Annotated in this window: 23 protein-coding genes and 1 pseudogene; 14 read left to right on the top strand and 10 right to left on the bottom strand. The window is 65.6% G+C overall.

Translation table 11 applies throughout. The features are described 5' to 3' along the window. The first annotated feature begins 6 nt into the window (after positions 1 to 6). Positions 7 to 615 (top strand): rhomboid family intramembrane serine protease, encoded by a 609-nt coding sequence (locus XnspCFBP7698_RS09305; RefSeq protein WP_039414461.1) that lies wholly within the window; start codon positions 7 to 9, stop codon positions 613 to 615. Positions 616 to 756: 141 nt separating this feature from the next. On the opposite strand, the gene XnspCFBP7698_RS09300 is transcribed toward XnspCFBP7698_RS09305, so the two are convergent. Continuing rightward, positions 757 to 963 (bottom strand): hypothetical protein, encoded by a 207-nt coding sequence (locus tag XnspCFBP7698_RS09300; RefSeq protein ID WP_104579981.1) that lies wholly within the window; start codon positions 961 to 963, stop codon positions 757 to 759. A 210-nt stretch (positions 964 to 1,173) separates the two neighbouring features. On the opposite strand from XnspCFBP7698_RS09300, the gene XnspCFBP7698_RS09295 reads away from it, so the two are divergent. The 3 genes from XnspCFBP7698_RS09295 (at position 1,174) to XnspCFBP7698_RS09285 (ending at position 2,911) form a co-directional block, all read left to right on the top strand. Next, complete coding sequence (locus tag XnspCFBP7698_RS09295) at positions 1,174 to 1,458, top strand: GNAT family N-acetyltransferase (RefSeq protein WP_047693574.1); 285 nt, start codon at positions 1,174 to 1,176, stop codon at positions 1,456 to 1,458. A gap of 40 nt (positions 1,459 to 1,498) precedes the next feature. Next, complete coding sequence (locus XnspCFBP7698_RS09290; RefSeq protein ID WP_047693572.1) at positions 1,499 to 2,344, top strand: DUF3298 and DUF4163 domain-containing protein; 846 nt, start codon at positions 1,499 to 1,501, stop codon at positions 2,342 to 2,344. A 66-nt stretch (positions 2,345 to 2,410) separates the two neighbouring features. Beyond that, positions 2,411 to 2,911 carry a MarR family transcriptional regulator gene (locus XnspCFBP7698_RS09285; protein WP_123137388.1) on the top strand — a complete coding sequence of 167 codons (501 nt, stop codon included), beginning with the start codon at positions 2,411 to 2,413 and terminating at the stop codon, positions 2,909 to 2,911. 90 nt (positions 2,912 to 3,001) lie between these two features. Here XnspCFBP7698_RS09285 and XnspCFBP7698_RS09280 read toward each other — a convergent pair whose 3' ends face one another. Further along, the gene (locus tag XnspCFBP7698_RS09280; RefSeq protein WP_199680124.1) at positions 3,002 to 5,200 is read right to left on the bottom strand and encodes a M3 family metallopeptidase; all 2,199 of its coding nucleotides are present in this window, start codon (positions 5,198 to 5,200) and stop codon (positions 3,002 to 3,004) included. A gap of 476 nt (positions 5,201 to 5,676) precedes the next feature. Between XnspCFBP7698_RS09280 and XnspCFBP7698_RS09275 the strand changes: the two genes are divergently transcribed. Continuing rightward, positions 5,677 to 6,165 carry a glutathione peroxidase gene (locus XnspCFBP7698_RS09275; protein WP_104579977.1) on the top strand — a complete coding sequence of 163 codons (489 nt, stop codon included), beginning with the start codon at positions 5,677 to 5,679 and terminating at the stop codon, positions 6,163 to 6,165. Between the two features lie 130 nt (positions 6,166 to 6,295). On the opposite strand, the gene XnspCFBP7698_RS09270 is transcribed toward XnspCFBP7698_RS09275, so the two are convergent. Together XnspCFBP7698_RS09270 and XnspCFBP7698_RS09265 are read right to left on the bottom strand one after the other, a co-directional pair. After that, positions 6,296 to 7,075, bottom strand: a complete 780-nt coding sequence (locus XnspCFBP7698_RS09270) for a ferredoxin--NADP reductase (RefSeq protein ID WP_039414483.1) — start codon at positions 7,073 to 7,075, stop codon at positions 6,296 to 6,298. 216 nt (positions 7,076 to 7,291) lie between these two features. Then, on the bottom strand, positions 7,292 to 9,169 hold the full coding sequence (locus tag XnspCFBP7698_RS09265) for an ABC transporter ATP-binding protein (RefSeq protein WP_104579976.1): 1,878 nt from the start codon (positions 9,167 to 9,169) through the stop codon (positions 7,292 to 7,294). Between the two features lie 282 nt (positions 9,170 to 9,451). Between XnspCFBP7698_RS09265 and XnspCFBP7698_RS09260 the strand changes: the two genes are divergently transcribed. The 4 genes from XnspCFBP7698_RS09260 (at position 9,452) to XnspCFBP7698_RS09245 (ending at position 13,235) form a co-directional block, all read left to right on the top strand. Continuing rightward, a complete protein-coding gene (locus tag XnspCFBP7698_RS09260) occupies positions 9,452 to 10,969 on the top strand; it encodes a fumarate hydratase (protein ID WP_179454610.1) in 1,518 nt (505 codons plus the stop codon). A gap of 218 nt (positions 10,970 to 11,187) precedes the next feature. After that, the gene (locus XnspCFBP7698_RS09255) at positions 11,188 to 11,625 is read left to right on the top strand and encodes a hypothetical protein (RefSeq protein ID WP_199680123.1); all 438 of its coding nucleotides are present in this window, start codon (positions 11,188 to 11,190) and stop codon (positions 11,623 to 11,625) included. Positions 11,626 to 11,773: 148 nt separating this feature from the next. Then, positions 11,774 to 12,409, top strand: coding sequence for a glutathione S-transferase family protein (locus XnspCFBP7698_RS09250; RefSeq protein ID WP_104579974.1), 636 nt, complete (start codon positions 11,774 to 11,776; stop codon positions 12,407 to 12,409). A 112-nt stretch (positions 12,410 to 12,521) separates the two neighbouring features. Further along, positions 12,522 to 13,235, top strand: coding sequence for a carbonic anhydrase (locus tag XnspCFBP7698_RS09245; RefSeq protein WP_039403438.1), 714 nt, complete (start codon positions 12,522 to 12,524; stop codon positions 13,233 to 13,235). Between the two features lie 224 nt (positions 13,236 to 13,459). Here the strand turns inward: XnspCFBP7698_RS09245 and XnspCFBP7698_RS09240 are convergent, their stop codons facing one another. Together XnspCFBP7698_RS09240 and XnspCFBP7698_RS09235 are read right to left on the bottom strand one after the other, a co-directional pair. After that, complete coding sequence (locus tag XnspCFBP7698_RS09240) at positions 13,460 to 14,590, bottom strand: phospholipase A (RefSeq protein WP_104579973.1); 1,131 nt, start codon at positions 14,588 to 14,590, stop codon at positions 13,460 to 13,462. 288 nt (positions 14,591 to 14,878) lie between these two features. After that, on the bottom strand, positions 14,879 to 15,364 hold the full coding sequence (locus XnspCFBP7698_RS09235; RefSeq protein WP_104579972.1) for a DUF456 domain-containing protein: 486 nt from the start codon (positions 15,362 to 15,364) through the stop codon (positions 14,879 to 14,881). Positions 15,365 to 15,592: 228 nt separating this feature from the next. On the opposite strand from XnspCFBP7698_RS09235, the gene XnspCFBP7698_RS09230 reads away from it, so the two are divergent. Then, the gene (locus XnspCFBP7698_RS09230; protein WP_003483561.1) at positions 15,593 to 15,808 is read left to right on the top strand and encodes a cold-shock protein; all 216 of its coding nucleotides are present in this window, start codon (positions 15,593 to 15,595) and stop codon (positions 15,806 to 15,808) included. An 89-nt stretch (positions 15,809 to 15,897) separates the two neighbouring features. Here XnspCFBP7698_RS09230 and XnspCFBP7698_RS09225 read toward each other — a convergent pair whose 3' ends face one another. Continuing rightward, positions 15,898 to 16,380: a glycine zipper 2TM domain-containing protein gene (locus XnspCFBP7698_RS09225; protein ID WP_047693562.1), complete on the bottom strand. Its 483-nt coding sequence runs from the start codon at positions 16,378 to 16,380 to the stop codon at positions 15,898 to 15,900. Positions 16,381 to 16,500: 120 nt separating this feature from the next. After that, positions 16,501 to 16,929 (bottom strand): hypothetical protein, encoded by a 429-nt coding sequence (locus tag XnspCFBP7698_RS09220; protein WP_104579971.1) that lies wholly within the window; start codon positions 16,927 to 16,929, stop codon positions 16,501 to 16,503. Between the two features lie 70 nt (positions 16,930 to 16,999). Between XnspCFBP7698_RS09220 and XnspCFBP7698_RS09215 the strand changes: the two genes are divergently transcribed. Beyond that, positions 17,000 to 17,830 (top strand): tRNA threonylcarbamoyladenosine dehydratase, encoded by an 831-nt coding sequence (locus XnspCFBP7698_RS09215; protein ID WP_104579970.1) that lies wholly within the window; start codon positions 17,000 to 17,002, stop codon positions 17,828 to 17,830. A gap of 3 nt (positions 17,831 to 17,833) precedes the next feature. Here the strand turns inward: XnspCFBP7698_RS09215 and XnspCFBP7698_RS09210 are convergent, their stop codons facing one another. Next, complete coding sequence (locus XnspCFBP7698_RS09210) at positions 17,834 to 18,637, bottom strand: TatD family hydrolase (RefSeq protein ID WP_104579969.1); 804 nt, start codon at positions 18,635 to 18,637, stop codon at positions 17,834 to 17,836. Next, positions 18,637 to 18,852, bottom strand: a complete 216-nt coding sequence (locus XnspCFBP7698_RS09205) for a DUF6116 family protein (RefSeq protein ID WP_047693558.1) — start codon at positions 18,850 to 18,852, stop codon at positions 18,637 to 18,639. Before XnspCFBP7698_RS09205 ends, XnspCFBP7698_RS09210 begins: the two co-directional genes overlap by 1 nt. Before the next feature lie 144 nt (positions 18,853 to 18,996). On the opposite strand from XnspCFBP7698_RS09205, the gene XnspCFBP7698_RS09200 reads away from it, so the two are divergent. From XnspCFBP7698_RS09200 to XnspCFBP7698_RS09190, 3 genes and pseudogenes are all read left to right on the top strand, one after another. After that, on the top strand, positions 18,997 to 19,788 hold the full coding sequence (locus tag XnspCFBP7698_RS09200; RefSeq protein ID WP_047693557.1) for a glycine zipper 2TM domain-containing protein: 792 nt from the start codon (positions 18,997 to 18,999) through the stop codon (positions 19,786 to 19,788). A 118-nt stretch (positions 19,789 to 19,906) separates the two neighbouring features. Continuing rightward, a pseudogene (locus tag XnspCFBP7698_RS09195) lies at positions 19,907 to 21,082 on the top strand (acyl-CoA dehydrogenase family protein). A gap of 58 nt (positions 21,083 to 21,140) precedes the next feature. Then, positions 21,141 to 23,714: a DUF3857 domain-containing protein gene (locus XnspCFBP7698_RS09190; protein ID WP_233548978.1), complete on the top strand. Its 2,574-nt coding sequence runs from the start codon at positions 21,141 to 21,143 to the stop codon at positions 23,712 to 23,714. Positions 23,715 to 23,828 lie beyond the last annotated feature (114 nt).

The following is a 23,828-nucleotide window of genomic DNA, read 5'->3' as shown; positions in this document are numbered from 1 at the left end:
GTCTGCATGATTACCCTGATCCTGATCGCCATCACCGGCATCGTCTCGTGGATGGCGTTCAACAACCGCAAGCTGGCCGACCGGCTGATCCTGTGGCCGCCGGCGCTGGACAAGAACCGGCAGTACGACCGGCTGGTGACCTACGGTTTCATTCATGCCGACCTGGGTCACCTGGTCTTCAACATGATCACGCTGTTCTTTTTCGGCCGGGTGATCGAGAACGTGATGACACAGCTGACCGGCAGCGTGCTGACCTATCCGCTGTTCTATCTGGCTGCGTTGGTGGTGTCGATCCTGCCCAGCTATCTGAAGAACCAGCACAACCCCAACTATTTGAGCCTGGGTGCGTCCGGTGCGGTGTCGGCGGTGTTGTTCGCCTTCATCCTGCTGCAGCCGTGGACGATCATCCTGGTGCTGTTCATTCCGGCACCGGCGATCATCTATGCGGTGTTCTATGTGGGCTACAGCCTGTGGATGGACCGCCGCGGCGGCGACCGCATCAACCACAGCGCGCATCTGGCCGGCGCGGCATTCGGGGTGATGTTCATGCTGATCATGGAGCCGCGTGTGTGGCAGGTCTTTCTGGAGCAGCTGTCCAATCCGCGCTTTGGCTGAGTGTCCGCCGGCGGCAGCGAGGCATCCGCCAGGCAGCGGTGGCCACGCACGTTGCAGCGGTGCCAATCGGCGGATCCTGCAGACTGCGCCAGGGCCGGCACGATGGCGTCGCCAGCCCCGGCAGATGCAGAGACGCAGGCTTCAGGCCGCGTTGCGTTCCTGATCGGTGGTGCTGCCGAGCGCTGCACCCGAGGTCGCGCCATAGGCCTGCTGCAGGCGCTGGTAGACGGTATCGTTGAGCTGGGCGAAATCGGGGTTGTGGGTGTCGCCGGTGATGGCGAACTGGAACAGGCCCTCGAGCAACGAGCTGTCGCTGTCTGCGGTGTGTCCGGCCGAATCGTTGTGCATGCGGTGACTCCTCGTAGGTAAGAGGGAGCTGGCCATGCCGGAGACCGGTTGCAGCGAGCGCCTTCGAGTCAGCTATCGGCGTTGCCTGAGCGAACTTGAGAACAGGTCTGCCAGGCTGCGCGGGCGGTCACAGCGTGGGTTCATTTTCACGCAGGCGCGGCGTCGCGCTGGTCACACTGGGCAAACACTCACTGCCAGGCGCAGACCACGATGGAGGCAGCGACAGTGCACGCCGTACACGAACCGGGTCAGCAGCACTTCGTTGTAGACACCGATGGACAACGTGCCGAGCTGATCTATGACCGCGACGGCACGCGCATGACCATTACGCACACGCTGGTGCCGGACGCGATCGCTGGGCGAGGCATTGCCGCCACGCTGGTCGAGGCCGCTTTGAACTTCGCGCGCGAACACGGGCTGACGGTGGTGCCGGCTTGCAGCTACGCCGCGGCGTATATCCGCCGGCACCAACAATTTCAGGATCTGTTGGCCTGAGTGCCGGCAGCAGATGGTTCGATCAGGGGAGCAGGTGGGAATGGGGCGGTTGCTTGCAGTGAATGGTGTACGGGGCCTGCTGTTACTGGCGCTGTTGGCGGGTTGTACCCAGCGCGAACCCGCCACGCCCGAACTCGCCGAACCGGCGGCCGATGCGGCCGCGAGCGCAACGCCCGCGCAGGAGCCTTTGCTGGTGCAGAGCGGCCCGCTGGAAGATGTGATCGAGCAAACGCCTGCCTACATGGTGGGCATCAGCTACCCGCGTGGGCTGGATGCGTACCCGGAACTGACCGCACTGATCCGCAACTATGCAAATGCCGCCCGCGGCGAGTTGATGGAGGCGGTGTCCGGCTTGGGTAACGACAAGCCTGCAGCGCCTTACGAGCTGTCGCTGGCTTTCGAAACGCTCGTGCAGACGGCCGATCTGATCGTCGTCTCCGCCGATGGCAGCCGCTACACCGGCGGCGCACATGGCGACCCCCTGGTGGCCCGCTTCGTGTGGTTGGTCAAGGAGCGCAGGCAATTGACGGCGCAGGCCATGATTCCCGATCCGGCGGGCTGGGAAAAGATCGGCCGCGACGTCGCCGCGCAGCTGCATGCCGCCGCAACCCAGCGTGTGGAAGCCGATCGTGTACCGGTGGAAGAACAGGCCGAGCAGGTGGCCTCTGCCGATCGCATGATTGCCGAGGGCACTGCCGCGCAGGTGGACAACTTCGCGCAGTTCGTGCCGGTGTTGAATGCCACCGGGCAGATCGCTGCAGTGCGCTTCGTGTTTCCGCCGTATCAGGTCGGCCCCTATTCGGATGGCACACAGACGGCCGAGGTGGCTGCATCCACACTCTTGCCGTGGGTCGCGCCGGAATATGCACATCTTTTCGCTCACTGAGCCGTTGCCCTGCAACCGATGTGATTGAATGGCCTGGCCATTCAGTAATGTAATCAAACGGGTGATATGAGCAGTTTCGATCAAACCGCGAACCGCGTGGACCACACCTGCGCGCGCTATCCAGCCTTTCCGCGGGAGCCGGCTGTCCTGGTGAGGTTGATCAAGCATCTCTACAAGCGCCTGCACACGCAGAGTTGCGTGCGGCTCAAGCCCTATGGGATCAGTCCGCCGGAGTACGAGATCCTGATGATGTTGTACGGCACGCCGGAGCAGGCGATCACGCCGACCGAAGTGGCCGAGGCGGCCAGCGAAAAGCCTGCCAACATCACGCGCCTGACCGACCAGCTGTGCGAGAAGGGGTTGATCGCGCGCGGCAGCAGCCCGGACGATCGACGCAAGATCGTGCTGACCCTGCAGCCGGCAGGCCTGGCGCTGATCGAAAGTCTGCTGCCCGATGCATGTACGTTGTTGCATGCAGAAACCGCAGGCATGAGCGAACCCGAACAGGTACGCCTGGAAAAGCTGTTGAAGAAGTTGCTCGATGGAGTGGACACAGTCGAGCTCTGATCAGGCAGCGTAGCGTTCGCACCGACATCGCCTGAAACGACAACGCCGCCCGGATCGCTCCGGGCGGCGTCGTTGCCTATGCAGCGGCCATTACGGCTTGGACTGCGGCGCTTCCGGAGTGGCGCCATCGCCGCCTTGCGCGCTCAGGCCACGCTTTTCGAGCAGTGGCTCGATCTGCGGTGCATGGCCGGCAAAGTTCTGGAACAGCTCCATCGCGTCCACGCTGCCGCCGCGCGAGAGCAGGGTCTTGCGGAAGCGATCGCCGTTGGCGCGGCTCAGCCCGCCGTGCTGCTTGAACCACTGCTGGGTGTTGGCATCGAGCACTTCCGACCAGATGTAGGCGTAGTAGCCCGCCGCATAGCCGCCCATGATGTGGCTGAAATACGGGGTCTTGTAACGCGGCGGCACCGGCGCGTAGGCGATGCCGTCCTGCTGCAGGGCCTTGGCTTCGAACGCCATCACGCCTGCGGCATCGGGCACGTCGCTGGCGCTGACCTGGTGCCAGTTCTGGTCCAGCATTGCCGCACCCAGATACTCGGTGGTGGCAAAGCCCTGGTTGAACTTGGACGCGGCAATCACCTTGTCCAGCAGCGCCTGCGGCATCGGCGTGCCGTTCTGATAATGCTTGGCGTAGTTCTTCAGGATCGACGGCTCGTCGGCCCACATCTCGTTGACCTGCGAGGGGAACTCGACGAAGTCGCGCGGCACGCTGGTGCCGGAGAAATACGGGTATTTGACGTCGGAGAACATGCCGTGCAGCGCATGCCCGAACTCATGGAACATCGTGGTCACCTCGTCCCAGGTCAGCAGGGTCGGCTGGCCGGCCGGCGGCTTGGGAATGTTGAGGTGGTTGGCCACCACTGGCTTGAACCCGGTCAGCTCGGACTGCGACACGTAGGAGTTCATCCAGGCGCCACCACGCTTGGATTCGCGCGCATACATGTCGGCAATGAAGATCGCCAGCTGCTTGCCGTCGGCATCGAACACGTCATAGACGGTGATGTCGTCGCGGTAGGTGGGCAGGTCGGTGCGCTGCTTGAAGGTCAGGCCATATTCCTGATTGGCCGCATAGAACACGCCGTTTTCCAGCACGTTCTTCAGCTCGAAATACGGCTTGAGCTGCGACTCGTCGAAGTTGTACTTGGCCTGGCGCACCTTCTCGCTGTAGTAGGCCCAATCCCAGGCTTCCAGTTTGAACGTCGGCTTGCGCGCGGCCTTTTGTTCCTTGTCGATCATCGCCTGCAGATCGGCGGCTTCGCGCTTGGCGTTGGCCACTGCGGCCGGTGCCAGCTTGCCGAGCATCGCGTTGACCGCTTCGGGCGTCTTGGCGGTCTGGTTTTCCAGCGAGTAGGCGGCATACGTGGGGAAGCCGAGCAGCTTGGCCTTGTCGGCGCGCAGCTTCATGATGCGCGACACCAGCGCGGTGTTGTCGTACTGGCCGCCATGGCTGCCGCGCGACACCGACGCGTCGTAGATCTTCTTGCGCAGCTCGCGGTTCTTCAACTGGGTCAGCGGTGGCTGGCCGGTGGTGTTGAGCAGGGCGATCACATATTTGCCGTCGAGCTTGCGCGCCTTGGCGGCTTCGGCGGCAGCGGCAATCTGCTCCTCGGACAGCCCGTCGAGCTGCTTGACGTCATCGACGACCACCGCAGCGGCATTCACCTCGGCCAGCACGTTCTGGCTGAAGGTGGTGCCCAGGTTGGCCAGCTCGGCATTCATCGCCTTGAGCGTGGTCTTGTCCGCGTCCGACAGCTTGGCGCCATCGCGCACGAAATCGCTGTAGTACTTCTCGACCAGGCGCACGCCTTGCGCGTCCAGGCCCAGCTTGGCGCGTTGGTCGTACAGGGTCTGGATGCGCGCAAACAGCTTGCCGTTGAGCGAAATCGCATCGCGGTGCGCAGCGAATTTGGCCGAGTAGTCGGCCTGCAACTTCTTGCGTGCGTCGTTGGTGTCGGCACCGACCAGGTTGAAGAACACCGTGGTGGCGCGGTCGAGCGTGGCGCCGCTCTTTTCCAGCGCGATGATGGTGTTGTCGAAGCTCGGCTTGGCTTTCTGGTTGGCGATCTTGTCCACTTCCTTCAGTTGCTCGGCCATGCCGGCATCGAAGGCGGGTGCGAAGTCGCTGTCGGTGATCTTGTCGAACTGCGGGTAATGCAGCGGCAGTGTGCTGTCGGCAAAGAACGGGTTGGCTTGGGTGGCGGCCTGCGTGGCGGCGGGGGCGGCGATGCTGTAGGACGGCATGGCAAGTCCCAGGGAAGCGGCCAGGGCAAAAGCGAGGCGGGTGGTCAAGAGGGTGGCTCCAAAGTGCGAACCGCCGAGGCTACCCCAGCCGGGCAGGACAGGCGTGTGACAAAAGGCATGGCCGGCAGGGCCATTGCGCAGTCACTGACGGACGCGGCCGGGGTTGAGCCCGCTGGCCAGTCGACGTGATGGCGGGTTCGCTGCCTGGTTGGCGCCGCCGGACCGCGCTCGCCTGGGCGCTGTGCCGGGGCGGCAATCAGCATGCACGCGCCGTAACGCGGTGCGGACCTGTGCTGGTCGGGCGATGACGCGCTGGGGGCTGTGTTCGCTTGCCGGAGTTGTCTGGCGTGACAGCTCGGGCGCCGATGCGGATCTTCTGAAAACCGACACATGTGGACGGCCCCCCATCGCGTCGCTCCGACGTGCTTGGCACTTGCACGCAAGCCTCAGCCTGCCGTGCCGCTGCCGTGCTGTACAGCCACAGCTGCGCTACGCTGCCGCTTCCCTGCGCATCCGAGCACGCCATGAGCGACCTTGCCACGTTTGAATTCACCGACCTGGACGGTCGCACCCAATCGATGCGCGACTACGTCGGCAGCGTGGTGCTGGTGGTCAATGTCGCGTCCAAATGTGGGTTTACCCCGCAGTACGCGGGCTTGCAGGCGCTGTGGCAGCGGTATCGCGAACGTGGGTTGGTGGTGATCGGTTTTCCATGCGATCAGTTCGGGCATCAGGAACCTGGCGATGCGGCGCAGATCCGCCAGTTTTGTTCGCTGGATTACGCAGTGGATTTTCCGCTGTCGTCGAAGATCGAGGTCAACGGCAACGGCGCGCATCCGCTGTGGCAATGGCTCAAGCGCGAACAACGCGGCGTGCTCGGTTCCGAGGCGATCAAATGGAATTTCACCAAGTTCCTGATTGGCCGCGACGGCCACGTGCTGGAGCGCTATGCGCCAACCACCAAGCCGGAGGCCCTGGCTGCGGACATCGAGCGCGCATTAGTTGAATCGTAGGAGCGCACCTGGGCGCGATGAGGCATTACCGGGAACGCTTCATCGCGCCCGGGTGCGCTCCTACGACAGTGCATGCCGGCGTCGCGGCTGCGTAAACGCCGCATCGCGCTGACGTCTCACGCGCGTCGCATCACTTCTCGACGAAGGCGCGCTCGAACACGTAATGCCCCGGCGTACCGATGCGCGGCGAGGTCTGGAACCCGCGGGCGTCCAGCAGGGTACGCAGATCGGCCAGCATCTGCGGGCTGCCGCAGATCATGAAGCGGTCGTTGGCCGGATCCAGGGTCGGCAGGCCCAGCGTCTGCTGCATGCGGCCATCGGCCATCAGCTCGGTCAGGCGGCCCTGGTTGGCGAAGGTTTCGCGGGTCACCGCCGGGTAGTACAGCAGCTTGTCGCGCAGCAGGTCGCCAAGGAATTCGTGCTGCGGCAGCTCGCGTTCGAAGTAGTCGCGGTAGGCCAGATCCTGCACGAAGCGCACGCCCTGGGTCAGGATCACTTTGTCGAAACGCTCGTAGGTTTCCGGGTCCTTGATGATCGACAGCCACGGCGCCAGGCCGGTGCCGGTGCCCAGCAGGTACAGGTTGCGGCCAGGATGCAGGTCGCTGATCAGCAGCGTGCCGGTGGGCTTCTTGCCGACCAGCACCTTGTCGCCCGGCTGGATGTGCTGCAGGCGCGAGGTCAACGGGCCGTCCGGCACCTTGATGCTGAAGAACTCCAGATGTTCTTCCCAATTGGCGCTGGCGATCGAATACGCACGCAGCAGCGGGCGCGTTTCGGTCTCCAGCCCGATCATCACGAACTGCCCGTTCTCGAAACGGAAACCGGCATCGCGGGTGGTGGTGAAGCTGAAGTAGGCATCGGTCCAGTGACGGACCTCAAGCACCGTTTCGGCGCCGAAAGCGGAAGACATACCGGTGAGTGTCGTGGGAGGAGTACCCGGCAATTCTACCTCAAGCCAGCCAAATGAGATGAACTCTCATTTGGCTGGGAATGGAGAGTCAGGAATCGGGAATGGGGTGCAGCGCCGAAAGATCTGGGCGTCTCCAGGATCGGGAGGTTCAGTACCTATCAGCCGCCGCGAAGCCGCTTCTAACGATTCCCCATTCCCGACTCCCGATTCCCAACCTCACCGATACCCGGCCGCCTGCAGCTCGAACAGCTCCGCATAACGCCCGCCCTGCGCCATCAGCTCGGCATGGGTGCCGGCCGCTTCGATGCGGCCCGCGGCCAGCACCAGGATGCGGTCGGCCATGCGCACGCTGGAAAAGCGGTGCGAGATCAGTACCGCGGTGCGGTTGTCCGACAGTTCCTTGAAGCGCTGGAACACCTCGAACTCGCTGCGTGCATCCAGTGCGGCGGTCGGTTCGTCCAGAATCATCAGCTGCGCGTCGCGCATGTAGGCGCGCGCAATCGCGATCTTCTGCCACTGGCCCCCGGACAGGTCCACGCTGTTCTTGAAACGGCGTCCGATCAGCTGCTCGTATCGGTCGGGCAGGCTGTCGATCAGCTCGCCGGCCATCGCGCGCTGCGCAGCCGCACGGATGCGCGGCGCATCATCCATTGCCTCGACCTGACCCACGCCGATGTTCTCGCCCACGCTCAGGTGATAGCGCACGAAATCCTGGAAGATCACCCCCAGGTTGGCGCGCACATCGTCCAGGTCGTAGTCGCGCAGGTCCTGGCCATCGAGCAGGATGCGGCCCTCGTCGGGGTCGTACAGCCGCGCCAGCAGCTTGACCAGGGTGGTCTTGCCGGCGCCGTTCTCGCCGACCAGGGCCAGCACTTCGCCGGCACGCAATTCGAAATTCAGATGCCGCACCGTCCACTGCTCGGCGTCCGGATAGCGGAAGCCCACGTCCTCGAACACGAAGCCCTGGCGGATCGGGCGCGGCACCGGCAAGGCGTTCGGGCGCGAGCGGATCTCCGGCACGATGTTGAAGAACGAATACAGATCGTCCAGATACAGGGCCTGGCCGGCGACCTGCGAAAAGCCGATCAGCAAGCCTTCCAGCAACTGGCGCAGGCGCAGGAAGCTGCCGGCCAGGAAGGTCAGGTCGCCGATGCTGAAGTCGCCGCGCACCGTGCGCCAGGCGATGTAGCCATAGGCCATGTAGTAGCCCAGCGTGCCCAGCGCTGCCAGCAGCGCACCCCACAATGCACGCTTGCGCGCCAGTGCGCGGTTGGCCTGGAAGAACTTGTCGGCCAGCCGACGGTAGCGTGCGATCAGGAAGCGGTGCAGGTTGAGGATCTTGACTTCCTTGGCCGTCTCCACGCTGGCGCCGACCTGGCGCAGGTAATCGAGCTGGCGCCGCTCCGGCGTCCACTGGAAGTTGAGCGAATAGCCCAGCGCATTGAAGTGCGCCTCGCCAATGAAGGCCGGGATCAGTGCCACCGCCAGCAGCACGATCAACCACGGCGCATACACCACCAGGCCCACCGCCAGGCTGATCACGGTGATGGCGTCCTGCACCTGGCCGAACAACTGGCTCATCAGGTTCATGCGGTTCATGGTCTGGCGCCGCGCGCGATCCAGCTTGTCCTGCCGGTCGGGGTCTTCGAAATCCTCCAGATCCAGCTGCGCGGCGTGCTCCATCAGGCGCACGCTGGCGGCGTTGTTGAACAATTCCGACAGCAGCGCATCGGCGTAGCCGACCAGCCGGCCGAGCAGGTCCGAGCCGACCGCCAGTGCCAGTTCCAGCGCCAGCAGTTCCAGCAGGCGATTCAGACGGCCGCTGCCCAAGGCCTGGGCGAACGACTCGAATGCCGGCGGCTGGCCGACCAGGTGGATTGCCTCGTCGATGATCAATTTGCCGATATACAGCGTCGCCACCGGCATCAACGCGCGCAGCACGCGCAGGCCGATGCTGCTGGCACTCAGCCAGCGGCTGGTCTGCCAGATCTGGCGTAGGAAGGGCGGGAGATTGCGCAGCGCATCCAGGCGTTCGCGCAGGGTAGGGCCGGTACGGGGAGCGGGCGCAGTGGCGCCGGAACGGGAAGCTGACATCGCGCTAGTGTGCCGCGCGCGACGTGGGCGCGGGGTGTTGGGCAATCGGGCAGGGAGGCAGCGCCTGCAGGAGAGACGTACCCATCGGGGTGCCGAGATTGCCGCCAGCCGCTGCCCGGCGATAGTCGGCCCGCCTGCCGACTGCCATCATCAGTGGCCCCGCGGCGTGCTCTGCGCGCCATCCGCTGCATCGGTCAATCGCAGCGATAGACGCCGCGCCCGGACGCGCCTGCGGTTTGCTCTAAAATGCCCGGATTGCCCCCGCCAGCCGTAGAGCCAGCCGTGACCTCGATCAAGCAGGAAGACCTCATCCAGTCCGTCGCCGATGCGCTGCAGTACATCAGCTACTACCACCCGGTCGACTACATCAAGAACCTGTCCGCCGCCTACGAGCGCGAAGAATCGCCGGCCGCCAAGGACGCCATTGCGCAGATCCTGATCAATTCGCGCATGTGCGCCGAAGGCCACCGCCCGATCTGCCAGGACACCGGCATCGTCACCGTGTTCCTGGAAATCGGCATGAACGTACGCTGGGACGACGCCACCATGGGCGTGGAAGACATGGTCAACGAAGGCGTGCGCCGCGCCTACAACCACCCCGACAACAAGCTGCGCGCCAGCGTGCTGGCCGACCCGGCCGGCAAGCGTACCAATACCCGCGACAACACCCCGGCCGTGGTCAACACCAAGATCGTGCCCGGCCACCATGTGGAGGTGATCGTCGCGGCCAAGGGCGGCGGTTCGGAAGCCAAGAGCAAGTTCGCCATGCTCAACCCGTCCGATTCCATCGTCGATTGGGTGCTCAAGACCGTGCCGACCATGGGCGCCGGCTGGTGCCCGCCGGGCATGCTCGGCATCGGCATCGGCGGCACCGCCGAAAAGGCGATGCTGCTGGCCAAGGAAGCCTTGATGGAGCCGATCGACATCGTCGACCTGCAGGCGCGCGGCGCCTCCAACCGCGCCGAAGAGCTGCGCTTGGAGCTGTACGAAAAGGTCAACGCGCTCGGCATCGGCGCGCAGGGCCTGGGCGGCCTGACCACGGTGCTGGACATCAAGGTCAAGGATTACCCGACCCATGCCGCCAACCTGCCGGTGGCGCTGATCCCCAACTGCGCGGCCACCCGCCACGCGCATTTCACCCTGGACGGCAGCGGCCCGGTGATGTTGGACCCGCCGTCGCTGGAAGACTGGCCCAAGCTCACCTACAACCCGACCAATGCGCGCCGGGTGAACCTGGACACCATCACCCGCGAAGAGGTCGCCAGCTTCAAGCCGGGCGAGGTGATCCTGCTCAACGGCAAGCTGCTGACCGGCCGCGACGCCGCGCACAAGCGCATGATCGACATGCTCAACCGCGGCGAATCGCTGCCGGTGGATTTCACCAACCGCTTCATCTACTACGTCGGCCCGGTCGACCCGGTGCGCGACGAAGTGGTGGGCCCGGCCGGCCCGACCACCGCCACCCGCATGGACAAGTTCACCCGCCAGATGCTCGAACAGACCGGGTTGCTGGGCATGGTCGGCAAGTCCGAGCGTGGCGATGCGGCCATCGATGCGATCCGCGACAACAAGGCCGTGTACCTGATGGCGGTCGGTGGTTCGGCGTATCTGGTGTCCAAGGCGATCAAGGCCGCGCGCGTGCTCGCGTTCGAAGACCTCGGCATGGAGGCGATCTACGAGTTCGAAGTCAAGGACATGCCGGTCACCGTCGCGGTGGATTCCAGCGGCGAGTCGGTGCACAAGACCGGCCCGCGGCTATGGCAGTCGCGGATCGGCAAGATTCCGGTCGTGGTCGAGTAAGCACCGCCAGGAAGCGGCCATGCGCACCGCATTGCCGCTTCCGCCGGTATGCCCCCGCATGGGGCTGACTGTCGTTGCGAATATGTGTGTGTAACGCTGCGTTCGCATCGATGCGAACGCAGCGGGCATGAAGCGGATTCGCCATCACCGCAGGCGTACCGCCAGGCCGGAAGCGGCTATGCTCGACCTTCGATTGCCGATGTCCAGGGAGAACAGGAATGCTCCGACGTCTGTGCCTGATCATGGCGCTGTGCGCCAATGTTGACGCAGCCGCGCAGCAAAAGGCCGCGCCCACGGTGCTGTTTCCTTCGGGCAACTACTCGCCGCCGCCCACCGCACCGGCGCCGTTCGCCGAACCCACGCCACTCGAACCGAGCGCGACCTCGACACGCTTCAGCGGGCCGACGGCGGGCGAACGCTGCATCACCCAGTGCAACGACAGTGCCAGGCAGTGTCGTGCCAACCGCCCAAGCGAGAGCAGCTGCCGCGCGTCGATAGCGCCACGGGGAAAGCGCTGCGACGACGCGCAAAACCCGGCGCAGCGGGCCAACTGCATGGCGCAGGTCTTCGATTGCAGCCAGCAGAGCGACGACAGCCGCTGCGAACCGCGCAAGATTGCCTGCCTGCGTGCCTGTACCGACAACAGCGACCAATGAACATCGCAGGCGGCTGTGTGCGTGTGGACGGCGCGCAGGTGTCGCCTTGAATGGACCAATCGCACCGATGGCGACGCCGGCAACGCCTGCCCGATGATCGCCCTTCGTTTCGTGACCTCAGCTAACCTCATCTCACCCGGGAATCCGCATGACCACCACGCTGTACCACACCCCCAGCACCGCCGCCCTGGTCGTGCATTGGCTGCTGATCGAACTGGATGTTGCCCACGTGCTGCATCCACTGGATTTCGAGCGCGGCGAGCATAAACAAGCCGATTACCTGGCACTCAATCCCGCCGGCGTGGTGCCGACCCTGGTGCTGGATGGACAGGTCCTGACCGAGGCGGCAGCGATCGTGCTGCACCTGGCAGACCTTTATCCGCAGGCCGGGTTGGCACCGCCGGTGGGCACCCCGGAGCGGGCGGCCTATTACAAGTGGATGTTCTTCTGCGCCAACACCCTGCAGCCGGCCTACCGCGCCTGGTTCTACCCGCACGAACCGGCCGGCGCCGCCCACACCGACAGCGCGCAGGCACAGGCACGCGAGAAGGTGGAAACCGCCTGGGCCCAGGTCGATGCGCATCTGCAGGCGGGCGGACCTTACCTGCTCGGGAACACGCTGTCGGCTGCCGATTTCATGCTGACCATGATGATGCGCTGGTCGCGCAACATGCCGCGGCCGAGCGACACCTGGCCGGCCCTCAAAGCGCATGCGCAGCGTATGAAAGCGCGCCCCGCGTTTCAGGAAACCTATCGCCGCGAGGGCCTGGCGGACTGGACCTGAACCGGCGGCACGCGGCTGCGAACTCCGGTGCGCATAACCCCGGCCGGAGCGGTTTTGTCACGCTTGCCACATAGTACGATCGCGACACCAACCAGAGAGCAGGGGCTCGTCCATGTCGCATTCCGCATCCCGTCGAAAATTGCTGCAGGGCGCCTGTTGCGCACCGATCGCCGCCGCTGCCGGCTCCCTCCCGTTCGCGGTGCGCGCGGCGCCCTCGAAAAAGACCGACCTGACCGCCGAGCAGGCACTTCAGGTCCTGCGCGACGGCAATGCCGCCTTCGTCGAGAACCGCCCCAAGAAAGTGATCTCCGACAGCAAGCGCCGGCTGGAGCTGGCCTTGGGCCAGACCCCATTCGTGATCCTGGTGTCGTGCTCGGACTCGCGTGTTCCGCCGGAGCTGCTGTTCGGCCGTGGACTCGGTGAAATGTTCATCGTCCGCAACGCCGGTAACACCGTGGACACCACCGCGCTGGGCTCGATCGAATATGCAGTGAGCCAGCTGGGCGTACCACTGGTGGTGGTGATGGGGCACGAGAGCTGCGGCGCCGTGGCAGCAGCGGTATCGGTAGTCGAGCAGAACGCATTCTTCCCGGGTGCCATCGGCGCCATGATCGAGCCTATCGTCCCGGCGGTGCTGACCGCCAAGAGCAAGGGTGGCGATGATCTGCTGGGGGCGTCGGTGAAGGCCAACGTCAAGCGCACCGTCGATCGCCTGCGCGCTGCCTCCGAACCTGCGTTGCTCGAACCCCTGCGCGCCGGTGCCTGCAAGGTCGTGGGTGCCTATTACACGCTGAAAGACGGCAAGGTGGATTTCTTCGACGTCTGAGCCGCCGGCTTGCGGCCGGCGGCACGCGATGCAGGCTGCACGGCTGTGCCGCCTGCATCGTGTAAGCCGCTGTCATCGGCAATGCATGACTGCACCATGCAGACGCAAAAAAGCCGGCAGCAATGCCGGCTTTTTGTGTTGCGCTTTGCGCGTGCGACAGGCTGCAGCCGCGCGGCCCCGCATTCAATCGCGTGCGGTGCGCCGGCCGGGCGCACCGCAAGGACTCAAAACCACTCCAGCAACGACACGCCCAGGCCGATGTAGGTGGCCTTGTGGTTGTAGTCGATCAGGCTTTCGCCGTAGCCGTCGAACACCTGCACATGGCCACGCAGCAGGTTGGTGATCGGAAAGCCGTAATCCAGCTGCACCGAACCGTGCGAACGGTCGCCGCCGCGCAGCGAATGGCGTGCGATCAAGGCGAATTCGTGGCCGTCCTTGTTGTAGACCAGGGTGGCATCGCCACGGCCCATGTAATCCTCGATGTCGGGATTATTGTCGTCGGCGCGGTCTTCCTTGATGCGGAACCACGGGCGCAGGCTGAGTGCCCAGTTCTCGCGATCCAGCCCGAAATTGAGGATCACCCGGTTCCAGGAGCGCGACAGCGGATCGGCGCGCCCGTTGGACATGTGATTGAGGCTGATGCCGCTCATGCGGCCTTTCCAGCCGAAGATGCTGTAGTTGTTGCGAAACACCAGCATCGCTTCGGGTTCGTAATTGGTTTCGCGGAACGGGCGCGAGGCATCGGAGTTGTAGGCCTGCCAGCGCGAGCTCTGGGTGTACCCCATCCAGATGTCCCCATTGTCGCCAAACAGGTCTTCGGCCACCTTGGTCTTGAAGCTGAGCTGGAACTTCAGCTCGGCGCTGTCCAGCTGTTGCGGCGTATTGACCGAGTTGGCCGGGTTGGGCGACTGCGGGGTGCGGTTGTTGTCGCTGGTCCAGAATGCCGGCAGCAGATAGACCGGCTTGTAGCCGCGCAACTGAAACGTGCCCAGCTTGGAATCCTTGGCCAGCTCCCAGCGGCGGTCCAGCAACGAGCCACGCCCGGCATTGGCAACGGCTTCTTCCTTCGACGGGTCCTGGCCGTCGGCACGGAAGAAATCGCCCACCCGGCTGAGCTTGCGGGCGTCATCCGGCTTGTCGGCCTGCTTGGCCAGTTGCGCTGCGGCATCTGCCTCCTGCACGGCTTGCGGGGTATGGCCCAGGGCCTGGTCGTAGCAGGCCAGGCGCGCCGCGTCCGAGGTCACCGAGGTGCAGGCCTGCGGCGAAGCCGGTTGCGGGGCGATTTCCTGCGCCTGCGCCAGCGGCGCAGCGGCCAGGGCAATCAGCATCAGAGGGCGGGTGCGGTGCTTGGACATGGTCAGTCTGGCCGAGGTGTTGCGCCAGGCAGGCGCAGAGATGTGTAGCTTAATGGTCGCGTCTGCATACGCGATGTGTACACGGCCATAACATTCGTCGGTGCGAAGTGGGCATTGCACGCGGTGTTGCGTCGCTTGCCACGATCCATGGGCACGCCGCCACGATCGGACGCACGCCGGCAGTGGGCAGCGCGCTGCAAGCACGGCGCTTGCCAGGCAGGTCATCGCCGCAGCCGGTCAGGCGTGGCAAGTGCGCGTTTGCCGAACCGCTGCAGCGATCGACACGCGCTAGAAGAACCAGGCGATCGCAAACACGCCGAGCATGCACAGCCCCAGTGCCAGCTTGGTCGCCGTGCCGAGCATGATGCCCAGCCAGGTCCCGATGCCGACCTTGGTGGCCTGGCCGCTCTTGCGGGTCTGGTAGTACTCGCCAAGCCAGGCCCCGGCAAACGGCCCGACGAACAACCCGATCGGCATGAAGAAGATGCCGGCGATGGCGCCGATCACCGAGCCCCACAGCGCCGTCTTGCTGGCGCCCACGCGCTGGGCACCATAGGCGGTCGCCAGGAAATCGATCAGGAAGGAGCCGGCCGTGATCAGACCCAGAATCACCAGCGCAATCCACCCCACATGGGCGAAGCCATCGGCCCAAGCGGCGACCAGCAGCCCGGCAAATACCAGCGGCAGGCCGGGCAGGGCGGGCAGGATCACCCCGGCCAGGCCGATCAGCACGAGCGCTCCGGCCAACACGTAATAAACGGCGGTGGTGTCCATGATAGTTTAGAAATGTCCTGTTTCAGGCTTGACAAAAATGCGCAAGGGGTGCTTGAAAATTCGTTTTGCGCGGGTTAAGTTGCAGCCGCTGCTGTTTGCAAAGGTCACCGTGAATCGTGGCCTGATGCGGTAGATCGTTCGATCCGCTACATCCATGTACCTCGCTTCCTCCTTGCAATCACAGCCACCACCGCCAGTCCATCACAGTGTCGTAGGGAGTCAGTCGAGATGTCCAACATCGAACGCGAGAATGGTGTCGTGAAGTGGTTCAACGATGCCAAGGGCTTTGGATTCATCAGCCGCGAAAATGGCGAGGACGTGTTCGTCCATTTCCGCGCGATCCAGATCCAGGGCTTCAAGAGTCTCAAGGAGGGGCAGAAGGTCAGCTTCACCGTCGTGCAGGGCCAGAAAGGTCTGCAGGCCGATGCGGTGCAGGTGGTCTAAGCGCCGCAGCGTGCCAGCACGTTGCACGGACAGCAGAAAGGCCCGTCACCGGGCCTTTCTGCTGTCTGCCGCATGGAGACCTGCGCCGGTCAGCGCAGCACCACGCGGCCGTTGACCACGCGCACGTAGGCGTTTTCGCGGACACCCGCCAGATCGCGCTGGTTCACCACGATCACCCGGCCATCGTCCATGCGCACCTGCACGTCGAAGCTGTCGCTGGTGACGTTGTTCTGGATGGCGTTGCCGGCAAGCGCACCGGCGGCGGCACCGGCCACGGCTGAAACGTTCTTGTTACCCTTGCTGCCGCCGGTTTCCTTGGAAATCTGCCGGCCGGCGACGGCGCCGACGATGCCGCCAAGCACGGCACCGGTGCCGGTCGGCGCGGTGCGGGTCGGGCCCACCTCGTCGATACGGGTGACGATGCCGCAATCCACGCAGCGCGGCGCCGGCTGCGAGTAGCCCTGATCGTAACCGCGGTCGCCGCGATAGCTGCCGTACTGGGGCTGGGAGGTGGCGCAGCCGACCAGGGTTGCGGTTGCAGCCAGGCCGATAACGAGCAGTCGGGTCTTCATGAGGTGTCTCCGGATGGTTCTGAAGGCGGTCGGGGCCGCGGCGATGTCATCCTGGGATGGTCCAGGTGAACAGTCTGCCAACTGCATCACTCCAGGCTTAACGAAACCCGAGCGCCCTATTCATCGAAAGTCACGGTGACAGGCCTCGCAGGCGTCGGCGATGTGCGTTCCCGATTCGGCAACTGCCGCGCAGTCGGCGGCCGGTGCGGGCTGCGCGCGGTCCAGCGTCGCGCGCAGCGCGTCGGCATGTTCGACGAAGCGGCGGTCCTCGCCGAGGTTCGCGAATGCGGGTTCCAGTTCGTCGGCAAGCAGGCGTAGCGAGCGCAGCCGCGCGCGTTGCTGCGCCAGGGTGCAGGTTGCAGTGGGCGGCGCTTGCAGGGCGCGCAGTTGGTAGGCCATGACCTGCATCAGGCTGTCCGGGACCGGGTCGCGTCTGGCCTGCAGCACACGCGCCACCATCACCGTGGCCACCAGTCCGATCAATCCCCCCAGGACCAGCATGAAGCCGTAACGCGCCGTGCGCGATTGATTGGCAGGGGAGTCGGTCATGACGCGTGCTCCGGCAGCGAGGTCTGGCGTTGGGCGGACGCGCGGTGGATGGCGCGCGTAAAATAGGGCGATGAAAGCACAATGGCGTGAACGCTTTGCCGGTATCGACCGGCTATACGGGGTCGGCACGGTAGAGCGCCTGGCCGCCTGTCGCGTGGCGGTGGTAGGAATGGGCGGGGTGGGCTCGTGGGTGGTGGAAGCGCTGGCGCGGACCGGCGTCGGCCACATCCGCCTGATCGATGCCGACGACCTGTGCGTGTCCAATACCAACCGGCAATTGCCGGCGCTGGCCGGGCAGTACGGGCGCAACAAGGCGCGCGCGATGGCCGAGCGTTGCATGGCGATCAACCCGGAGATCGAGGCCGATGCGGTGGAGGCGTTTCTCACTGCCGGCAATATCGAAACGCTGCTCGGCGATGGGTTCGATCTGGTGATCGATGCCTGCGACAGTTTCCGGGTCAAGGTGGAAACCATCGCCTGGTGCCGCCGACGCAAGCTGCCGTTGCTGACCGTCGGCGCCGCCGGCGGGCGTACCGATCCCACCCTGGTGCGCGTGCGCGATGTCTCGCGGACCGAACACGATGCGATGCTGGCGCTGATCCGCAAGAAGCTGCGCAGCGAGTTCAATTTCCCCAAGAATGCGCAGCGCTACTTCGGCGTGCCGGCGGTGTACTCGCTGGAAAACGTCAAGTACCCGCAAGCCGATGGCAGCGTGTGCGGGATTCGCCCCCAGCTCGATGCCGACGCCACCCTCAAGCTGGACTGCGGCGCCGGGCTGGGCGCGGCTACCCACATCACCGGCACCTTCGCATTCGTGGCGGTGGGCAAGGCGTTGGAGATGTTGCTCAAGCCCAGGACCACCACGTCCACGCCGGTGGCCGAGGCTGCGGCGGCGCCGTGAGCATCACCCGCGCTGCGGCAGTGCGCTGCGCGGACCAGGCCAGGCCGGCAAACCGAACAGGCGGCACGCGTTGGCCGTGGTCTGCTCGGCAATGACGGCGGCATCTTCGCCCCGCAGCTGCGCGATGCAGTCCAGCACCGTGCGCAGCAATGCCGGCTCGTTGCGCTGGCCGCGGATGCTGGCGTCGGGCTGATCCGGTGCGTCGGTTTCCAGCAGCAGCTGTTGCAGCGGCATGCGTGCGGCAAGGCCGCGCAGGCGATTGGCGCGCGGGTAGGTGACCGGGCCGCCCAGGCCGATCAGGAAATCCAGCTTCCATAACTGCTGCGCCTGCTCGGGGCTGCCGGCAAAGCTGTGCACCACGCCACGTAGGCCACCGACTGCCTTGATGCGGGCGATGACTTCTTCGGTGGCGCGGCGTGCATGCACGATCACCGGCAGGTCGAAGCGCTTGGCCAGGCGTAATTGCCCATCGAAATAGTCGCGTTGCGCGCCTGCGTCCAGGCCGTCCAGATAGAAATCCAGACCGCACTCACCGATGGCGCAGGGGCGCTCGCGCGTGATCCACTCGGCCAGCAGCTCTAGATGGTCGGGCTGGTGCTGGTCGAGAAAGATCGGGTGCAGGCCGTAGGCTGGATGCAGTCCCGGCGCCTGTGAACAGACCTCGCGCAGGCCCGGCCAGCTGGCGGCAGTGATCGCCGGCACCACCTGCTGCAGGATGCCGGCCGTGCGTGCGCGCGCAATCACCTCGGCGCGGTCGTGATCGAATTCGCTCGCGTCCAGGTGGCAGTGGCTGTCGATCAACTGCATCAGTCGCGGCGCACCGATGCCGGCAGCGGCGCCTTCCGGGTTTTCCAGTTCGCCAGCAGCAGCGTGGTCAGCCCGAACAGCAGTTCGTCCACAAATGGCACGACATCCGGCACCAGCACATCCACCACGAACAGCGTGGCTGCCAGCTTGAACAACGTGGGATAGCGCAGCTTGGCCGCCCATTCCAGGGCGCGTGCGGTGAGAGGATTTCGCATGCGAGAGCTCCGCCTGTTAGAAGTGCATGAAGTAACCGCTAGCTGAACTTAACCGAGCCGTTCATGAGCGAGGGCGTTTTCGTTCAGGGTTCACATGCTGGAATCACGCCGTCAACAACGCGGTGCGTCCGCAGGGAGCTGGTTATGAAGAGCAATACGACAACTATACTGGTCGCTGCTGGTGCCTTGCTGGTTGGAGGCGTGGCTACGGCCGCCTTCATGAATAATCGCCCGTCGTCGGGCGACTTTGTGGCGAATGGCCAGCCGGCGCCGCGCGGTCTGGAATACGCCGACGTGGTTCGGGTCGCCCCGATCACCCAGCGCGAGCCGCAGTACGCCCAGGTCATCAACAGCAACGCCATCCGCGAAACCACCACCAGCTCTTCGCCGCGCGAAGTGTGCCGCGACGTCGTGGTGCAGGAGCGCCTGCCCGAGCGCGATGGCAACGTCGGCGGCACCGTGGCCGGCGCGGTCATCGGTGGCCTGATCGGTAACCAGGTCGGTGGCGGCAACGGCCGCAAGCTGGCCACGGCCGCAGGTGCGGTGGGCGGCGGCTTCATCGGCAACCGCGTGGACCGTAACCATGTCGGCGGCCGCGTAGTGGATCGTACCGAGCGCCAGTGCCACACCGAAAATGCCAACTCCTCGTCGTCGCGCGTGGTGGGCTATGACGTGACCTACCGCAATGCCGATGGCACCACCGGCACCATGCGGATGGACAACAAGCCGGGCGAGCGCATTTCGCTGGGCGATGCCGACAACGTGGTGGCCTACGACGTGACGTATCGCTACGACGGGTTCGAAAAGACCGTGCGCATGAACGACAAGCCGGCGAGCGATCGCCTCGCGGTAGTCGATGGTCAGTTGGTGACCCAGACCGCCTCGACCGCGGGAGATGCGGGCATCCGTCAGGACGGCATGAGCAGCCGCCAGTGATGGGCTGAGCCTACTGCGTCAACAAGAGCCGGCATCGCCGGCTCTTTTTTTGCCCGCGCCCATGCGCACGAGGCCGCGTGCGCCCGGCAACTGACGGATACTTGCCCTAACTCCCTGCTTGGAAGCGGCGATGCCGGTGCGTGCCGATGATCTGTTCGATGTGCGTGCGCTGCTCACCGACGACGAGCGGGCAGTGCAGGATGCGGTGGCGCGCTTCACCGACAGCCGCGTGCTGCCGGCCATCGGCGATGCCTTCGACGCCGCGCGGTTTCCACGCGAGTGGGTGCCGGAATTGGCGGGCCTGGGCGTGCTGGGCGCCAGCCTGCCGGTGGAACATGGCGGTGCGGGCCTGGGCGCGGTGGCGTATGGGCTGATCTGCCAGGAACTGGAGCGTGGCGACAGCGGGGTGCGCAGTTTTGTCAGCGTGCAGTCCTCGCTGTGAATGTATCCAATCCATGCCTATGGCAGCGAGGCGCAACGCCGGCTCTGGCTGCCGGAGATGGCCGCCGGCCGGGTGATCGGCTGCTTCGGGCTGAGCGAGGCGCAAGGTGGTTCGGACCCGGCCGCCATGACCACGCGCGCGGTGCGCGAGGGCGACGGTTGGCGCTTGAACGGTGCCAAGCTGTGGATCACCAACGGCAGCATTGCCGGCCTGGCCGTCATCTGGGCGCAGACCGATGATGGCGTGTGCGGGTTTCTGGTGGAGACCGACAGCCCCGGTTTTGGTGCGACGGACATCTCGCACAAGATGAGCCTGCGTGCGTCGGTCACGTCGGCGTTGTTTCTGGACAACGTATTCGTGCCAGAACCCATGCGGCTACCGAACGCGGCCGGCATGAAGGCGCCGCTGGGCTGCCTCAACCAGGCCCGCTACGGCATCGCCTGGGGCGCAATCGGCGCGGCGGTAGCCTGCCTGCGCGAGGCGCTGGCATACAGCGGCGAGCGCATCCTGTTCGGCCGGCCCCTGGCGGCCACCCAGAGCGCGCAGATCAAGCTGGCCGACATGGCGCGGCGCATTGCCACCGCCCAGTTGCTGGCGTTGCAGTTGGGGCGGCTGAAGGACGCCGGCACCGTGCGACCGGAGCAGATCTCGCTGGCAAAGTGGAATAATTGCCGCATGGCGCTGGACGTGGCGCGCGAATGCCGCGAGCTGCTGGGCGCGGCGGGCATCACCACCGAGCATGCGGCGATCCGGCATGCGCTGAACCTGGAATCGGTGATCACCTACGAGGGCACCGAAACCGTGCATCAGCTGGTGGTAGGGCGTGCGTTGACGGGGTTCAATGCGTTTTGACGAGGAGCGGGTGTTGATCGGCAAGGATGGGGTGGGACGCCTGCGTGGCGTGATGTGGATGGTGTGGGTGTGGTGTGCGATCACCGCCGGGGCGGTCGCACCGGCGCAGGCCAGCGAGGCGCCCACGATGGCGCCGGTGCCGGCATGGGTGGTGGCCGATGCGGTGCCCGAGCATGTGCCGGGCGCGAGCGGGCTGCGCTATGAGCTGGTGTCCGACCAGGTCGATCTCACCGGACGCGCGCCGCGCGCCTACCGGCGATTGAGCTACACGGTGCAACGTGCCAAGAGCCTGGATGAGGCCGGCCAGATTTCCGTCGACTATCAGCCGCAGTACCAGACGCTGGAACTCAACAGCCTGGACGTGTGGCGGGACGGCAAGCGCATCGACATGCGCGGCCGGGCCCACTACGCGCGTCTGCGCCGCGAAAGCGGGCTGGAAGATGGCCTGATCGATGGCGCGTTGACCCTGTCGATCACCCTGCCGGATCTGCGCGTGGGGGACCGGGTCGATTATGGCGTGACCATCACCGGCAGCAATCCGGTCTTCGGCAAGGGCTATCACGACGTGTTCGATGCACGCTATGGGGTGCCGCTGGGCGAACGTCAGGTCCGCGTGCGTTACCCCGCCGCGATGGCGTTGCGGTGGCGCATCAGCGCGCCAGGCTTCAGCCGAAACGTCAGCACCGCGGACGGGGTCGCGCTGTTGAACATCGGCGCACGCACGATCGCCGCCGTGCAGCCGGAAAAGGACGCTCCCGACGATGTCGACCCATACGGGTTGATCGAGATCTCCACCGCCGGCAACTGGGCGGCGGTCGCGGCGTGGGCGGCGCAGCTGTATCCGGATGCATTCAAGGACGCGCAGGTGGCCGCCGGCATGGCGCAGAGCCTGCGGCTGCGCAGCGACGATCCACAGGACGCGTTGCTGCGCGCGGTGGCGTTCGTGCAGGGCGAGATCCGTTACGTCGGGCTGGACATGGGCGAGAACTCGCACGCCCCGCATGCGCCGGAAGTGACCTTGCGCAACCGCTATGGCGATTGCAAGGACAAGGCGACCTTGTTGATTGCGCTGCTGCAGCTGGCCGGCATCCGCGCCGAGCCGGTGCTGGTCAGCAGCGACAAGGGCGGCTCGCTGGACCAGCGCCTGCCCAGTCCGTACGCGTTCAACCATGTGGTGGTGCGTGCGCATCTGCCCCAGGGCGAGATCTGGGTGGATGCCACGCGTGACCGCGAGGACGGTGTGCTTGCGCAGCGCCGGCCGCTGCCGTTCGTGCGCGGATTGCCGGTGCTGGCCGGGCAGGACGCCCTGGTGGCGGTACCGGCGCCCATGCCGACGTTGCCGCAGGTCGAGGTGGTCGAGGACGTGGTGGTGTCGCTGCGCAAGCCGCAGCGCGTGGCGCGCTTTGCGGTGGACACCATCTACCGGCAGGGGCGCGGGGAGCAGGTGGCGTCGGGTTTCGAAACCAATGGTGCGCCCGCTGTGGGCGAGCACTATCTGGAGTTCATGCAGCACTACTACACCGCGCTGACCCAGGTGAGCGAGCCGACCATCGACGCTGCCGACGCGCTAAACGTGCGCACTCACGAAACCTATCGGCTGGAATGGCCGGCCAGGGAAGGCGACGAGCTCGGCTTCCCGTTGTTCCAGCTCGGCGAGTGGATGCAGGCCTTGCCCGCGCAGGCGCGCAAGAGCCCGTTGGCGCTGGGTGGACCGCAGCTGGCACGGCAGACCGTGCGCGTGCAGGCCGACCCGGCGGTGACCGTGGAGAGCGACACGCAGATCGTGGCCAACCCCTGGTTCCGCTTCTCGCGCACGATCGCAATGCGCGATGACCGCCTGGTCATCGTGGGCGAATGGCAGCGTTTTACCGATCGCATTCCCGCCGGGGAGGTGGCACGTGCATCGGCCGACATGGAGCGTGCGCGCGACCTGCTGTACTTCAATCAGGATCTGAAGCCGCGGCGGCGCTCGCAGCCACCGGACTGGCGTGCGCTGGGCGAACCGTTGGCCGGGCTGCTGGCGCTCATCGTGCTGGTACTGGCGTGCCTGCCGTGGTGGCGTGCTGGCGGATTGGGCGGGATGCTGTTCAACCCGCATGGCACGGCGCAACGCATGCCGCAACAAGGCCGGTTGCGCATGAGCGCGTGGGCCGTGTTCGTCGTGACCACGCTGGTGTCGACGTGGATGTGGCTGCACGCGCTGCCGTGGTGGATGCAGCTGGCGGGCGTCGTCGCCGTCGGTGCGCTGCTGCCGCTGGGCTGCGTGCTGCTCACGGTGCTGTTGCGCTGGATGGGCAGCGCTGCGCGTTTCGATCGCCTGCTGCCGGTGATGGCCGGCAGTGTCCTGCCATGGTTGGTGTGCGTGCTCGCTGCGCTGGTGGCGCTCAAGGGCAGGGTGGGGCTGCTGCGCACCGGGGCCAGCGACCCGGCCGGCATGGCGCAGCTGTCGGTGTGCGTGCTGCTGCTGATGCTCGGGGCGGTGTGGTGGTCGATCAGCGCAATCCAGTCGGTGGCCGGCACGACCGGCTGTGCGCGCAGCCGCGCGTTCGGTGCCTGGGCGTTGACGCTGTCGCTGCTGGGCGTGCTGCTGGCGGTGCTGGGGGTGCCGGTCGCCATCGTGGCGATGGGCTGAGGCGGGATGCGGCCCACATCGGCTGCAGGCTCCTGCGCTGGCAGCGCGCACTCCGCCGGCGATGGCCGGCCAGCACCCTGCGCAGGGCTTTGCAAAGCCGCAAAGGGCTGTGAC

The sequence above is a fragment of the Xanthomonas sp. CFBP 7698 genome (genome assembly GCF_003600855.1).
Classification (GTDB): domain Bacteria; phylum Pseudomonadota; class Gammaproteobacteria; order Xanthomonadales; family Xanthomonadaceae; genus Xanthomonas; species Xanthomonas cannabis.
Note: the sequence above shows the minus strand (reverse complement) of the source record. Positions and strands in the feature narration are given on the sequence as shown.